Here is a 13449-nt window from a genome sequence, read left to right as displayed (position 1 = left end):
GATCCGAAGCTCCCAGGCCCATGGCAGAGACCCGCCGGCCCCGATGGCGATGGGTCCGGGCGGCGATCCTGCCTCTGCTGCTGACCCTGCTGCTCGTGGCGCCCCCCGTGGCGCGGGCCGACGATCAGGACCGGGTGGACTACACCCTCACCAACCAGAGCGGCAAGGACTTCAGCGGCGAGCAGCTGGCAGGCAGCTCCTTCGCCGGCGCCACCGGCCGCCAGGCCAACTTCCAGGGGGCCGACCTGCACGGGGCGATCCTCACCCAGGCGGCCTTCCCGGAGGCCGACTTCAGCGGCGCCGACCTCAGCGACACCCTCATGGACAAGGTGGACATGAGCGGCGTCGACCTGACCGGTGCGGTGCTGCGGAGGGCGATCGCCTCCGGCAGTGATTTCACCGGCGCCACGGTCACCGATGCCGATTTCACCGATGCCCTGATCGACCGGGTGGATCAGCGCATCCTCTGCCGGGACGCCCGCGGCTCCAACCCGGTCACCGGAGCCGACACCCGCCAGAGCCTCGACTGCCGCTAAGGCCCCTGCCAGCCCCTGAGCTTGCCCGGATTCATCAGTCCGGCCGGGTCGTAGGCCGCCTTGGCCGCCACCTGGTCGGCGTCCACCACCCCCAGGCCGCCGTCCTCGACGGTGACCACGTGCGGATTGAACAGCACCGCCCCCAGGTCCTGGCACTGGGCGATCAGGTCCGCCAGGGCCTGGGGCCCCTGCCAGCGCAGCAGGGGCAGGGCCACCAGCCGCGGGGTCCCCTGCTGGCGCACCCCCTCCAGGTGCCAGAGCACATCGGCCCCCCAGCGCCGGCGCACCGCCTCCAGCAGGGGGGCCTCCGGCCGGGGCAGCAGCAGCTGCAGGTAGGTCCAGTCCTGGGCCCGGGCACGCCAGTGCAGGGTGGTGTGGTTCCAGGTGAGTTCCCAGAGGGGAAGTGTTCGCCCCCGGGCCCCCTTCGGCGTCCCAGCCTCCGCCGGCGGCCCCTGCCAGCGCAGCTGCCCCCCCCGGGCCGCCAGCCACCCCGGCAGCACCTCCATGGTGTCGGGGGCGGCGTGCAGCAGCAGGCGGTGCTCGCCGGGGCCGGCGGCGGGGCAGCCCGACGGCCAGGGCATGCGGACCGCCACCGGAGCCTCCAGCAGGCAGAGAGCGTTGAGCAGCAGCGCCGTGGCGGGCAGCTCCCGGGCCGCCTCCAGGGCCGCCTCCCAGCCGTCGAAGCCCACCACCAGCTGCTGCCAGGCCACGGTCTCGGTGGTGGCCAGCCGCAGGGCGGTGAGGATGCCGTTGGTGCCGTAGGCGTGATTGAGGGGAGCGCTGGCGGCGGCGTCGAGCCGCAGCAGCCGGGGCTCGGCCTCCAGCGTCACCACCTCCAGTCCCAGCAGGTGGCCCGGATCGCGCAGGAACCCCCAGCGCAGCGATCCGAGGCCCCCTGATCCACCGGCGATGAACCCCCCCAGGGTGGCGGTGCGGTAGGTGCTCGGCGCCAGCCGCAGCGCCCGGCCGTGGGGTGCCAGCAGACCATCCAGGTCGGCCAGCACGCAGCCGGGCTCCGCCTCCGCCACGCCGCTGGCCGGGTCCACGGACCGCAGGCGGTTGAGGCCGGTCAGGTCGAGCACCAGGCCACCGGCCAGCGGAACGCACTGGCCATAGTTGCCGCTGCCGGCGCCCCGCACCGTGAGCGGCACCCGGTGGCGGGCGCAGGCCCCGGCCACCGCCAGAACCTGCTCCACACGGTCGGCCCTCACCGCCAGCTGGGCCCGCTTGCCCTCCAGCAGAGGAACCAGCAGAGGTGAATAGTCGTAGGAGTCGGCTGAGAGGGGGGTCAGCTCGGCGGCGGACAGGATCGGGGCGATCCCGAGCGGGCTGGCGGCCAGCTCGGCCACCAGCGCCTGAATCCGGCTGGGATCCACCAGGTCGGAGAAGCCCGCCGGGGTGATGCTGCTGGCGGGGATGCTGCTGGCGGGGATGTCATCCATGGCAGGCGACCAGCAGGGGAGACGGCTCCTCGGAGGAGGGTGGCTCAAGCCAGCGGCCGGAGCGCAGCACCCGGCGCCGGGGGGGGCGGGCCAGCAGGTCACCCCATGACGACGCTCCGAGCACCACGAGGTCAGCAGGCGCACCCTCCCGCAGCACCCCGTCCCAGTCAAGGTCGAGCAGCTGGGCCGCGGCGGTGCTGAAGGGACTGAGCCCGAGCCGCCGCCAGGGCGCCAGGTGGCTGGAGGCGAGGCTGAAGCGCAGCAGGGCGATGGGGTCGAAATCCCCGCCCGGGAACCAGGGGTCCTGCACGTTGTCGCCCCCCACCGCCACGGTCACCCCGGCCTCCTGCAGCTGGCGGATCGGCGCCTGGGGCCGCAGGGACGGGGTGCGCCCGGGGCGCTTGCCGAGCAGCCACAGATTGGTGCTGGGCAGGGCCACCACCCCCACCCCCGCGGCCGCCATCGTCTCCGCCAGCTGGCGGCAGGGTCGGTCGGGCAGCAACCCCATGCTGCTGGCGTGGCTGCAGGTGAGCGGCACCGCGATGCGGTGCTCCAGCAGCAGGCCGCTCACCAGGGCCACCCCCCGGCCGTGGTCCTCCACGCTCTCGTCGACGTGCAGATCCACGCCGCAGCCGTGACGCTCCGCCAGCCGCAGCAGCGCCAGCAGGCCGTTCCGGTCGGCCGGTGTGGACCGGAACGGCGCGCCGAGCACCCCTCCCAGCAGACCGCCCCGGCAGGCCACCCAGGCCGCCAGCGCCTCACCTTCGGCCGTGGACCAGTGGCCGACGGGCACCAGCGCCACCAGTTGCAGCTCGACCCGGCCGCGCCACTGACGGCGGAGCTCCACCAGCACCTCCCAGCTGGGAGCGGCCCAGGGGCCCAGGCTGTCGATGTGGCTGCGGATCGCCCGGAGCCCATAGCGCCAGGCCCGCGCCAGGGCCCGTTCCCCACGCTGGTGCACCACCTGGGCCCGGCGGCTGCCGGCCTCCCGCCGGTTCGCCTCCATGGCGGCGGCCATGGTCCCGTCGGGGTTGGGAAAGGCCTCGCCGCTGAAGGCCTTGTCCAGGTGGGCGTGGGGCTCCACCAGGGGGGTGAGCGCCAGCGGCAGGGGATGCGGATCCGACAGCGACTCCTCCGCGGGGCCGGCGGCCACGGCATGGATGGCCTGGATCCGACCGTCGGCGTGCTCCAGTCGCACCGCCACCAGCCCCTGATCATCGGCGGCCGGCAGACGGCAGCGGGGATCGAGCAGGGCCCTGGGAATGCGCATCGGCGGCAGGGTCCCTGTCGGGGGCGATGCCCCGGTCATGGCGTGGAGCTGCCGGACTCGCTCTCTCCGGCGGTGAGCAACAGGAAGTGGCCCGCCACCGCCAGGGTGAGGGCGTCGTAGCGGGGGATGCGCCAGGTCGGCAGCACCTGCTCACCGCCCAGCCGGGTGCGGTAGAGGCTCAGCAGGCCGAAGTTGTAACGGCGCGAATGTTCGCGGGCAAGGCGGCCCAGCACCTTGCGCTGGGACCGCACCAGCTCCGGGCAGTGATGGATCAGCAGTTGGGCCATCAGAGGCAGCCCATCGCTGCGGCAGAGCTCCTCGCTGGCCAGTTCGGTGAGTTTCTCGGCGGCGAACTCCTCGAAGGCCGCGGGACCGGGGTTGGTCACGGCCAGACCGAGCAGGCCGCCCGCCACGGCGGCCAGACCCAGCAGACCGGAGACGGTGCGGGTGGTGGCGGAGGGGGGGGGCAAGGAGGGCCGGCAGGCTCGCTTGATACATTGGCAAAGATCGCGGCGGGCGTCGCCAAGTGGTTAAGGCAGTGGCTTGTGGCGCCACCATTCGGGGGTTCGAGTCCCCTCGCTCGCCCTTGAGGCCCGGCGCTACGGCGTCGGGTCTTTTTTCTGGCCCGACCCTTCCCCCTTCCTGGTGAGGGCCTCCAGCAGGCCCTCGCCGCCCTGGCGCACCGGATCGCAGCAGGGCAGGCCCGTTTCCGCCGCCGTGGCCGCCAGGGCCGCCGCCGCCGCCGGCCCGTCCAGGTGGGCGGTGTTGAGGGCGATGGCCTCCACCCGCGGGGGCGGCAGAAACGGCTCCGCCGGCCGGGCCAGGGCCGCCAGGGCTTCAAGGGCGGTGATCAGCTGATCCAGGGGCGGCAGGGGAATCGACTCCAGCCGCTGGATCGTGCGCTGGCCGGCCCGGTGCACCAGCAGCAGACCCGTGGGCTGGCTGCCGCGGATCAGGGGCAGGGTGGCGCTCGAGCCCGGGTGGCAGAGGGACCCCTGCCCTTCCACCAGCACCAGAGTGGCGGGGCCCGCCGCGGCCGCCGCCGCCAGCACCGCCGCCTCCACGGCCCCGGCGGCGTAGTCCACCCGCACGGCGTCAAGGGCGACACCGGAGCCACTGATCAGGATGCCGGCCTGGCCGGTGCCGACGAAGCGGACATCCAGCCCCCGGCGTCGGGCCGCGGCATGCAGCTCCAGGCAGGCGCTCATCTTTCCCACCGACATGTCGGTGCCCACCGCCAGCAGGCGGCGGCCCTGCAGCGCGGCGGCACGCCCGGCGGCCACGGTCAGATCGGGCGGCTCCCGGCGCAGATCCCAGATCCAGCGGCCCGGCTGCACCAGGGCGGCCAGGGCGGGATCGTCCCCCAGGCGGCTGTGCAGACCGCTGGCCAGCGAGAGTCCTGCCGCCAGGGCGGCGACCACATCCACGGCCATGTCCTCGGGCAGCCGGCCCCCCGAGGGGGCCAGGCCCACCACCGCCACCGCCGGAGCGAAGGGCAGGGCCTCGGGCAGCGACCCCACCACCGGAACGGCCCGGTTGATTCCGGTGACCGCCTGCAGGTCGGCGCCCGCATGGACCGGATCCACCACCGCCACGATCGGTCCGGGGCGGTAGCGGAGCATCGCCAGGCCCGTCTTGCCGCTCAGGTTGTCCAGGCCCCGGTGCTGCAGCAGCACGATCGGGGCATCAGCGGCGAGCAAGACTCACCCCCAGCCCGGCACCCAACGGCGGCACCAGCCGATCCCCGTCCAGGCCCAGTCCCTCGAAGGGATCGTCCACCAGGTTGAGGTGGCTGTCGAGATCGGGCCAGCGCGTCAGGGGCAGCAGCTGGGCGGCGGCCCCGTTGAGCAGGGCGCTGTCGGAGTAGCAGCCCAGCATCACCCCCAGGCCCAGGCGCCGGGCCGCCCGGGCCATCAGCAGGGCCTCACTCAGGCCGCCGCTCTTCAGCAGCTTGATGTTCACCCCGTCGACATAGGGGGCGAGCCGCACCAGATCGGCCAGGTTCCAGCAGCTCTCATCCGCCACCAGGGCGATGGGACAGTCCAGCTCGAGGGCCGCGAAGGCGGCGCTGTCGGCCTCCGGATCCGCCAGGGGGGCCAGGGGCTGCTCCACCAGCACCACCCCCTGCTCCGCCAGCCAGCCCAGCATCGGCCGGGCCTGCTCCAGGCTCCAGCCGCCGTTGGCGTCCACCTGCAGCTCAAAGGCCATGCCGTGGCTCTGGCGACGCCGCTCCAGGGCGCCGGCCACGGCCTGCACCAACGAGCGGTCGTGGTCCACTCCCTCCGGACTGCCCAGCTTGAGCTTGATGCGGCTGGCGGGCAGCTGGGCCCACCAGCGGTCCAGCCGCTCCAGCACGGCCGTCTCGCTGCCCAGGCCGAGGGTGACGCTGGTGGCGCTGATGGCGCCGTCGTCGAGCCCCCAGATCCGCCGCAGGGGCTGGCCGAGCCGCTGGCCCCACCAGTCGTGCAGGGCCAGGTCCACGGCGCAGCGGGCCGGCGGCGAGAGGCCCGCCAGCAGGGGCTCGAGGGCCTGGAGCGGTTCCGGATCATGGGCCTCCAGCCGGGGCAGCAGGGCCTCCAGTTCGGTCGCCAGCGCGTCGGTGGCGTAGGCCCGGTGGCCGGTGTCGAAGCCGCCGGTCTCGCCCAGGCCCGTGAGGCCCCCGTGCTCCACCTCCAGCAACAGGTGCTCCACGGCGGCGGTGGTGCCCCGGCTGATCGCCAGGGGGACGACTTTGGTGAGGGGAAAGCGGCTCAGGCGGCAGCGCATGCCAGGAAAGGGCCGGGATCCTCACGCTGCCACAGCTGTCCCATTGGCGCCGGCGGGGCGATGGCGGAAACTGGATCCCATGACAGCCACCGTTTCCGGCCCCCCGGCCGACCAGGCGCCCTCGGCACGGCGCGGCAGCTACTGGATCACCACCTTCGGCTGCCAGATGAACAAGGCGGATTCCGAGCGCATGGCCGGGATCCTCGAGGCCATGGGCTATCGCCCGGGCAGCGACGAGCACACGGCCGATCTGGTGCTCTACAACACCTGCACGATCCGCGACAACGCCGAGCAGAAGGTCTACAGCTATCTGGGCCGCCAGGCCCGGCGCAAGCGCATCAACCCGGCCCTCACCCTGGTGGTGGCGGGCTGTGTTGCCCAGCAGGAGGGGGAATCGCTGCTGCGCCGGGTGCCGGAACTGGATCTGGTGATGGGCCCGCAGCACGCCAACCGGCTCGAAGCCCTGCTCACCCGGGTGGAGAACGGCCAGCAGGTGGTGGCCACCGAGGAGCACCACATCCTCGAGGACATCACCGCGGCCCGGCGGGACAGCGCCGTCTGCGCCTGGGTGAACGTGATCTACGGCTGCAACGAGCACTGCACCTACTGCGTGGTGCCAGCGGTGCGGGGCCGGGAGCAGTCCCGCCGCCCTGAGGCCATCCGCGCCGAGATGGCGGAGCTGGCGGCCCGGGGCTTCCGGGAGATCACCCTGCTGGGGCAGAACATCGATGCCTACGGCCGCGACCTGCCCGGTATCACCAGCGAGGGCCGCCGGGCCCACACCCTCACCGACCTGCTCCACGCCGTGCACGACGTGCGCGGGATCGAGCGGATCCGCTTCGCCACCAGCCACCCCCGCTACTTCACCGACCGGCTGATCGATGCCTGCGCCGACCTGCCCAGGGTCTGCGAGCACTTCCACATCCCCTTCCAGAGCGGCGACGATGAGGTGCTGCGGGCCATGGCCCGGGGCTACACGGTGGAGCGCTACCGGCGGATCATCGACCGCATCCGGGATCGGATCCCCGATGCGGCCATCAGCGCCGATGTGATCGTGGCCTTCCCGGGCGAGACCGACACCCAGTACCGCCGCACCCTCGACCTGATCGAGGCGATCGGCTTCGACCAGGTCAACACCGCCGCCTACTCCCCCCGGCCCGGCACCCCCGCCGCCGACTGGCCCGACCAGCTGCCGGAGGCGGTGAAGGTGGAGCGGCTGCGGGAGATCAACGCCCTGGTGGAGAAGGTGGCGGGGCAGCGCAGCGCCCGCTACCTGGGCCGTAGGGAGCAGGTGCTGGCCGAAGGGCTCAATCCCCGGGATCCCTCCCAGCTGATGGGCCGCACCCGCACCAACCGCCTCACCTTCTTCGCCGCCGACCCCGGCGATGGCCGTCTCCACAGGCCGGGAGATCTGGTGGACGTGGTGATCGAGGCGGTGCGTCCGTTCTCCCTCAGCGGCCGTCCCCTGGGCCGGGGCGAGGTTCGCTGATACCTTTGGCGCTCTTTCCCGCGCCGATGGCTCCCGTTCCCACCCGCGTCGGCCTGGTGTTCGGTGGAGCCTCCGGCGAACACGCCGTCTCGATCCTCTCCGCCCGCACCGTGCTGCGGGGGCTGCGCAGCGGCGCCAACAGCGGGCGCTACCGCGTCAGCTGCTTCTACATCGACCGCCGCGGCACCTGGTGGCCCGAGGCTGTGGCCGCAGCGGTGCTGGAGAAGGGCCAGCCCGCCGACAGTGAGGATCGGCCCGGTTCGCCGGCGTCGGGAGGCTTCCAGGGGTTTCCCGAGGGAGCTCTGGAGGTGGAGGTGTGGTTTCCGGTCCTGCATGGCCCCAACGGGGAGGACGGCACGATCCAGGGGCTGTTCACCCTGATGGGGGTGCCCTTCGTGGGCTCCGGGGTGCTGGGATCGGCCCTGGGCATGGACAAGCAGGCCATGAAAGCCGCCTTCGCCGCCGCTGGCCTGCCCCAGGTGCCCTACGTCTGCGTGCAGGCCGCCGACCTGGCCGGGGACGGCGGGGGGGGGCCGGAGGGGCTGCTGGAAAGGATCGAGCACCAGCTCGGCTATCCCTGCTTCGTCAAGCCGGCCAACATGGGCTCCTCGGTGGGCATCAGCAAGGTCACCGATCGGGCCGGCCTGCGGACCGGTCTTGCGCTGGCGGCCGATCTCGACCGGCGCCTGGTGGTGGAGCGAGGGGTGAAGGCACGGGAACTGGAGTGCGCCGTGCTGCAACGGGCCGAGGGCCCCGGCGACGGGCTGAGCGCCTCGGTGCTGGGTGAGATCCGCTTCGACGCCGACTGGTACGACTACACCACCAAATACAGCGAAGGGCTCAGCCAGACGGTGATCCCCGCCGCGGTGAGCGACGCGGTGAGCGAACGGGCCCGGGCGATGGCCCTCGCCGCCTGCCGGGCGGTGGCCGCCGGGGGACTGGCCCGGGTCGACTTCTTCTATGACGACGCCGAGGACAGCCTCTGGCTGAACGAGATCAACACCCTGCCGGGTTTCACCAGCCAGAGCATGTATCCCATGCTGTGGGAGGCCAGTGGATTACCACTCCCGGACCTGGTGCATCAATTGGTTCAGGGCGCGGGAGGATGGCAGTCCCGGATGTCAATGGAAGGAACGGCGCCATGATCCATGGCCTGCTCTGGCTGCCCCTGCTGGCGGTCTTCGTGCTCCTGGCGGCCCTCGGCTGGATCGAGCGGCGCCGGCAGCACCTGTTCCGTGAATGGGCCAGCGGTGCGGAACTGGCCAAGCTGGATGGCTGTGGCGCCGCCCGGCTGGTGGACGGCGAACTGAGCTGGAGCCGCTTCGTCGCCGGCAGCTTCCAGCCGGAGGGCTGCTTCACCATCAAGCGGCTGGAGATGGTGGAACTGCTCTCCCTCAGCTCCGGCGAGGCCCCCCTCACCGAAGAGAGCGAAGGGGCCTGCCGGCTGCGTCTCGTGGGCTGCGGTCAGCAGGACGACCTGCCCTTCGCAGATGCCCGCCGGGCCCGTCTCTGGATGGATGAACTCATGGCCCGTTCCCGCTGCGAGCTGTGAAGCGGGCCCCCAAGCCCCCGGGAGCGCCGCTGCCTCCAGGGGTCCTGCGCCGCAAGGAACTGCGCCGGCAGCGCCGCGGCGAGCGGCTGCGTCAGCTGTGGCGCATCCTGGTCTTCAGCGGCCTTTCCGCCGGTCTGGGCTACCTGCTGCTGCGCCAGGGCTGGACCCTGCGGGAGCCAGCCCAGGTGGAGGTGCTCGGCAGTGCCGTGGTCAGTCGCGACCAGGCGATCAACGCGGCGGGCCTGCGCTTCCCCCAGCCCCTGATGGGGCTGCAGCCCCGCCAGGTGGCCAGCGACCTGATGGGAGCCCTGCCGGTGGAGCAGGTGAAGGTGAGCCGCCTGATGTTGCCGCCGCGGCTGCGGGTGGAGCTCAAGGACCGGGAGGCGGTGGCCCGGGCCGAGCGTCGCACCGATCGCGGTCCGGAGGTGGGGTTCGTCGATGGGCTGGGCAACTGGATCAGCATCCGCCAGCACCAGGGGGTGCGCAGCAAGGGGGACCTCTCCTTGCTCGTGGTGGGCTGGAACGCCCGCCACCGGGCCGTGCTGGCCCAGGTGCTGAAACAGCGGCAGCTGCTGGGACCGGGGCTGCGGGAGATCCGCTTCGAGCCGGACGGCAGCCTCTGGCTGGTCACCACCCAGCTGGGTCGGGTTCGCCTCGGCCCCCCCGACGCCCGCCTGAACCGGCGCCTGGAGGTGGCCGCCCATCTCGGCCGCACCCTGCCGGCCCGGATCAAGGGATCCCCGCCCCAGCTGATCGATCTGAGCGATCCCGAACAGCCCGAACTGAGTCTCACCGGCAAGGACGTCGCCCCGGCCGCGGCCCCTGGAGCGACGGCCGGACCCACCACGCCTCCGGCGGGGGCCCAGTGAGCAATCCCGCCCACAGGAGACCGACGAGACATTCCTCACAGGCCGTTGCGCCCTGAAGCGATTCGGTCCAATGTGATCTATCCGCAACTTCGGCTGAGCTGGCCACCGACATAATGCAGCCGCAGATCAACGGCCACACACCCCCTCCCGCGATGACGCGCGAACAGGACCGCCCATCCACCGTCGATCTTTCGTCCCCGCAGGAGCACCACGCGATGAGCCAGATCTCGCCCAGCAGCAACGGCATCGTTCCGAGCCAGTCGGCACGGATCGAAGTGATCGGCGTGGGGGGAGGCGGCAGCAACGCAGTGAACCGGATGATTGCCACCGATCTCAAAGGGGTGGGCTACCGGGTGCTCAACACCGATGCCCAGGCCCTGCTGCAGTCCGCGGCCGGCCAGCGCATCCAGCTGGGCCAGAAGCTCACCCGCGGCCTCGGCGCCGGCGGCAACCCGGTGATCGGCCAGAAGGCCGCGGAGGAATCCAGGGCGGATCTGCAGCAGTCCCTGGAAGGGGCCGATCTGGTGTTCATCGCCGCGGGCATGGGGGGCGGCACGGGCACCGGCGCGGCGCCGATCGTGGCGGAGGTGGCCAAGGAATGCGGCGCCCTCACCGTGGGCATCGTGACCAAACCCTTCGGCTTTGAGGGCCGCAAGCGACTGCGCCAGGCGGAGGAAGGCATCGCCCGGCTGGCCGAGCACGTCGACACCCTGATCATCATCCCCAACGACCGGCTGCGGGATGCCATCGCCGGCGCTCCCCTTCAGGAGGCCTTCCGGGCCGCCGACGACGTGCTGCGCATGGGCGTCAAGGGCATCACCGACATCATCACAAGGCCGGGTCTGGTGAATGTCGACTTCGCCGACATCCGCTCGGTCATGGCCGACGCCGGCACCGCCCTGCTGGGCATCGGGGTGGGCTCCGGCCGTTCCCGGGCCATCGAGGCGGCCCAGGCCGCCATGAGCAGCCCCCTGCTCGAATCCGCCCGCATCGATGGCGCCCACGGCTGCGTCATCAACATCAGCGGCGGCAAGGACATGACCCTGGAAGACATGACCACGGCCTCCGAGGTCATCTACGACGTGGTCGACCCGGACGCCAACATCATCGTGGGCGCGGTGGTGGACGAGACCTACGAAGGCGAGATCCACGTGACGGTGATCGCCACCGGCTTCGAGAGCGGCGGCCATTACCGGCCGGAGCGCAGCACGGCCACGTTCACCGACAACCTCACCCACTCCGCCGAGGAGCGGGGAGCCATGATCCCGCCGTTCCTGATCAACCGTCAGAACCGGGTCGACTGAGGCCGCCGCTCAGAAGGGCGGGCCCGGAAATGGGGTGACCCGGAGTCCACGCCTGCCCTGAGCATCCCGTGTGGCTGCTCCCTTCCGGTCCTGACCAGATTTGGGCGTCAGAGCCGCGTGGGTCCGAGTCGCTGTGATGCTAGCAATGGCCCCTGCGAACCCTGTGCCGTGCCCCTGCGACCCGCTGATCTGACACGGCGCAAGCAGGCGGGCCTGCCGATCACCGTGCTTACCGCCTGGGACGCCCTGTCCGCCGCGGTGGTGGCCGGCGCCGGTGTGGATGCGGTGCTGGTGGGGGACTCCCTGGCGATGGCGGTGCTCGGCCACGCCACCACCCTGCCGGTGACCCTGGAGGAGATGCTGCACCACTGCCGCGCCGCCGGCCGGGGGCTGGCGGCAGCCGCGCCCAACGGTTCGCCTCTGCTGATCTGCGACCTCCCCTTCCTGACCTATCAGTGCGGGCTGGAAGAGGCGCTGGCGGCGGCGGGCCGGGTGCTGAAGGAAACCCCCGCCGTGGCGGTGAAGCTGGAGGGGGCCGAACCCGAGACCCTGGCCGTGATCGATCGGATGGTGCGCAGCGGCATCCCCGTGATGGGTCACCTGGGGCTGACGCCCCAGTCGGTGCATCAGCTGGGCTACCGCCGTCAGGCCGGCGATCCGGTCAGCCAGGAGCGGCTGCGGCGCCGGGCCCTCGCCCTGCAGGAGGCCGGCTGCTTCGCCCTGGTGCTCGAGCACATACCGGCGGAGCTGGCCACCGAGCTGAGCCTCCGCCTGGCGATTCCGGTGATCGGCATCGGCGCCGGGGACGGCTGCGACGGCCAGGTGCGGGTGACGGCCGACCTGCTGGGGCTCACCAGCCGCCAGCCGCCCTTCAGCCCGCCCCTGGTGGACGGTCGGGCGATCGCCGGGGAGGCCCTGGGGCGCTGGGTCAGGGAGCAACGGGCCCCTGCGGCGCCTCCTGCAGCTCCTCCCACCAGGCCAGCATCTCCCGCAGCACCCCATTGCTGAGGGCCAGCCCGGCCGGATCCGCCAGCCGCCAGCGGGGCCCTTCGATGCACAGCAGGCCCCGTTGCTCCTGATCCCTGAGCCGCCGGCGCAGGTCCTCCACCAGGGCCGGATCCAGACGCTGCCGGCGGGCCAGTTCCCCCAGATTCACCCCCTCCCGCCGGCGCAGGCCCACCAGCAGCAACTCATCGAAGGGCATTCCCTCGGAGTGCGGCCCGTCCTGGTCATCGGCCGACAGCGGCGCCGGTGACGCCAGGGCTGCGGCATAGCCGGCCCGGGTCCGGGGATGGGCCCGCCGCCGGCCCCGGGGGGCCCCGGTGGCGCCCATGCCGAACCCCCACCAGCCGGCGCCGCTCCAGTAGACGCGGTTGTGACGCGACGCGTGGCCGGGCAGGGCGTAATTGGAGATCTCGTAGTGGCCGTAGCCGGCGGCCGTGAGCCGCGCCCAGGTCCGCTCCATCAGATCGGCGGCCAGATCCTCCGGCGGCAGCGCGAGTGCGCCCCGCTCCTGACGCCGCTCGAAGACCGTGCCGGGTTCGACGATCAGGTCGTACACCGACAGGTGCGGGGGCTCCAGGGCGATGGCCTGGTCCAGCTGGCCCTCCCAGTGGGCCGCGCTCTGCCCCGGCAGGCCCTGGATCAGATCCAGGCTCCAGCTGGCCAGCTCGCCCCGGCATCGGGCCCGGCGCAGCCAGCCGGCGGCCTGGCCCAGGTCAGCAGCCCGATGGCGGCGGCCCAGGTCGGCCAGCACCCGGTCGTCGAAGCTCTGGCCCCCCAGGCTCACCCGGTTGATGCCCGCCGCCAGGTAGCCCGCCAGGCGGGCCTCATCGAAGCTGGCCGGATCCAGCTCCAGGCTCAGCTCCGCTCCCGGGGCCAGGCCGAAGCGGTGCGAGAGGGCCTCCAGCAATCCCCCCACCTGGGCTGGGGTGAGCATCGAGGGGGTTCCCCCGCCGAAATAGACCGTGGCCAGCGGCGGCCCGCCGGGGGATGCGGCGATCTCCCGCTGCAGCAGCTCCAGGTAGGCGGCAATCGAGCCGGACCGACTCCCGTCGGCCCGGTCTCCGAGGGGCACCACGGGGAAATCGCAGTAGAAGCAACGGCGGTGGCAGAAGGGGATGTGGACATAGGCGGATCGGGGATCCATCACGGGCGGTAATCCCTGGAGGCCAAACGGAGAAAGATCGGCCAAGCTGTTTGGCGGACCTGCAGGGCGCCA

General features: G+C 72.4%; 13 protein-coding genes, 1 tRNA gene and 1 other RNA gene. 8 read left to right on the top strand and 7 right to left on the bottom strand.

Features of this window, described 5'->3' with window-relative positions:
- Positions 1–20 precede the first annotated feature (20 nt).
- Positions 21–536, top strand: a complete 516-nt coding sequence (locus tag KUG41_RS03170) for a pentapeptide repeat-containing protein (protein ID WP_254216787.1) — start codon at positions 21–23, stop codon at positions 534–536.
- Here the strand turns inward: KUG41_RS03170 and KUG41_RS03165 are convergent.
- From KUG41_RS03165 to KUG41_RS03155, 3 genes are read right to left on the bottom strand one after another with little or no spacing between them, the layout of a single operon-like run.
- Positions 533–1978: an FAD-binding oxidoreductase gene (locus tag KUG41_RS03165; RefSeq protein ID WP_216900991.1), complete on the bottom strand. Its 1446-nt coding sequence runs from the start codon at positions 1976–1978 to the stop codon at positions 533–535. The genes KUG41_RS03170 and KUG41_RS03165 overlap by 4 nt on opposite strands.
- Positions 1971–3248, bottom strand: a complete 1278-nt coding sequence (locus KUG41_RS03160; RefSeq protein WP_216900989.1) for an amidohydrolase family protein — start codon at positions 3246–3248, stop codon at positions 1971–1973. The genes KUG41_RS03165 and KUG41_RS03160 overlap by 8 nt, the downstream gene beginning before the upstream one ends.
- Positions 3249–3283: 35 nt before the next feature.
- Positions 3284–3718, bottom strand: coding sequence for a DUF4359 domain-containing protein (locus tag KUG41_RS03155; protein WP_216900981.1), 435 nt, complete (start codon positions 3716–3718; stop codon positions 3284–3286).
- Between the two features lie 42 nt (positions 3719–3760).
- On the opposite strand from KUG41_RS03155, the gene KUG41_RS03150 reads away from it, so the two are divergent.
- Positions 3761–3833: transfer RNA gene (locus tag KUG41_RS03150), tRNA-His, on the top strand.
- Positions 3834–3847: 14 nt separating this feature from the next.
- On the opposite strand, the gene KUG41_RS03145 is transcribed toward KUG41_RS03150, so the two are convergent.
- Together KUG41_RS03145 and KUG41_RS03140 are read right to left on the bottom strand one after the other, a co-directional pair.
- Positions 3848–4948, bottom strand: a complete 1101-nt coding sequence (locus KUG41_RS03145; RefSeq protein ID WP_216900979.1) for a DUF1611 domain-containing protein — start codon at positions 4946–4948, stop codon at positions 3848–3850.
- A complete protein-coding gene (locus tag KUG41_RS03140; protein WP_216900977.1) occupies positions 4935–6014 on the bottom strand; it encodes an enolase C-terminal domain-like protein in 1080 nt (359 codons plus the stop codon). The genes KUG41_RS03145 and KUG41_RS03140 overlap by 14 nt, the downstream gene beginning before the upstream one ends.
- Positions 6015–6093: 79 nt before the next feature.
- Between KUG41_RS03140 and miaB the strand changes: the two genes are divergently transcribed.
- From miaB to ftsZ, 5 genes are all read left to right on the top strand, one after another.
- Positions 6094–7503: a tRNA (N6-isopentenyl adenosine(37)-C2)-methylthiotransferase MiaB gene (gene miaB / locus KUG41_RS03135; protein ID WP_216900975.1), complete on the top strand. Its 1410-nt coding sequence runs from the start codon at positions 6094–6096 to the stop codon at positions 7501–7503.
- Positions 7504–7529: 26 nt separating this feature from the next.
- Positions 7530–8648 (top strand): D-alanine--D-alanine ligase family protein, encoded by a 1119-nt coding sequence (locus KUG41_RS03130; RefSeq protein ID WP_216900973.1) that lies wholly within the window; start codon positions 7530–7532, stop codon positions 8646–8648.
- Positions 8645–9055, top strand: coding sequence for a hypothetical protein (locus tag KUG41_RS03125; RefSeq protein WP_216900971.1), 411 nt, complete (start codon positions 8645–8647; stop codon positions 9053–9055). Before KUG41_RS03130 ends, KUG41_RS03125 begins: the two co-directional genes overlap by 4 nt.
- On the top strand, positions 9052–9924 hold the full coding sequence (locus tag KUG41_RS03120) for a cell division protein FtsQ/DivIB (protein WP_371734010.1): 873 nt from the start codon (positions 9052–9054) through the stop codon (positions 9922–9924). The genes KUG41_RS03125 and KUG41_RS03120 overlap by 4 nt, the downstream gene beginning before the upstream one ends.
- Before the next feature lie 215 nt (positions 9925–10139).
- Entirely contained in the window at positions 10140–11228 is a 1089-nt protein-coding gene (gene ftsZ / locus KUG41_RS03115) for a cell division protein FtsZ (protein ID WP_216900969.1), read from the top strand.
- Positions 11229–11261: 33 nt separating this feature from the next.
- Here the strand turns inward: ftsZ and ffs are convergent.
- Positions 11262–11358, bottom strand: an RNA gene (gene ffs / locus KUG41_RS03110) — signal recognition particle sRNA small type.
- A gap of 44 nt (positions 11359–11402) precedes the next feature.
- Here ffs and panB point away from each other — a divergent pair.
- Positions 11403–12236, top strand: a complete 834-nt coding sequence (gene panB / locus KUG41_RS03105) for a 3-methyl-2-oxobutanoate hydroxymethyltransferase (protein ID WP_216901121.1) — start codon at positions 11403–11405, stop codon at positions 12234–12236.
- On the opposite strand, the gene hemW is transcribed toward panB, so the two are convergent.
- Positions 12157–13377 carry a radical SAM family heme chaperone HemW gene (gene hemW / locus KUG41_RS03100; protein WP_216900966.1) on the bottom strand — a complete coding sequence of 407 codons (1221 nt, stop codon included), beginning with the start codon at positions 13375–13377 and terminating at the stop codon, positions 12157–12159. The two genes, panB and hemW, sit on opposite strands and share 80 nt — an antisense overlap.
- Positions 13378–13449 lie beyond the last annotated feature (72 nt).

Source organism: Synechococcus sp. CCY 9618 (assembly GCF_019038415.1).
Taxonomy (GTDB): domain Bacteria; phylum Cyanobacteriota; class Cyanobacteriia; order PCC-6307; family Cyanobiaceae; genus Cyanobium.
This window is presented reverse-complemented; position numbering and strand designations above follow the sequence as displayed.

Bases quoted from the DNA above. Each gene is read 5' to 3' on its own strand.
- KUG41_RS03170 (WP_254216787.1), top strand. From the start codon at position 21: ATGGCAGAGACCCGCCGGCCCCGATGGCGATGGGTCCGGGCGGCGATC.
- KUG41_RS03165 (WP_216900991.1), bottom strand. From the start codon at position 1,978: ATGGATGACATCCCCGCCAGCAGCATCCCCGCCAGCAGCATCACCCCG.
- KUG41_RS03160 (WP_216900989.1), bottom strand. From the start codon at position 3,248: ATGCGCATTCCCAGGGCCCTGCTCGATCCCCGCTGCCGTCTGCCGGCC.
- KUG41_RS03140 (WP_216900977.1), bottom strand. From the start codon at position 6,014: ATGCGCTGCCGCCTGAGCCGCTTTCCCCTCACCAAAGTCGTCCCCCTG.
- miaB (WP_216900975.1), top strand. From the start codon at position 6,094: ATGACAGCCACCGTTTCCGGCCCCCCGGCCGACCAGGCGCCCTCGGCA.
- KUG41_RS03130 (WP_216900973.1), top strand. From the start codon at position 7,530: ATGGCTCCCGTTCCCACCCGCGTCGGCCTGGTGTTCGGTGGAGCCTCC.
- KUG41_RS03125 (WP_216900971.1), top strand. From the start codon at position 8,645: ATGATCCATGGCCTGCTCTGGCTGCCCCTGCTGGCGGTCTTCGTGCTC.
- ftsZ (WP_216900969.1), top strand. From the start codon at position 10,140: ATGAGCCAGATCTCGCCCAGCAGCAACGGCATCGTTCCGAGCCAGTCG.
- hemW (WP_216900966.1), bottom strand. From the start codon at position 13,377: ATGGATCCCCGATCCGCCTATGTCCACATCCCCTTCTGCCACCGCCGT.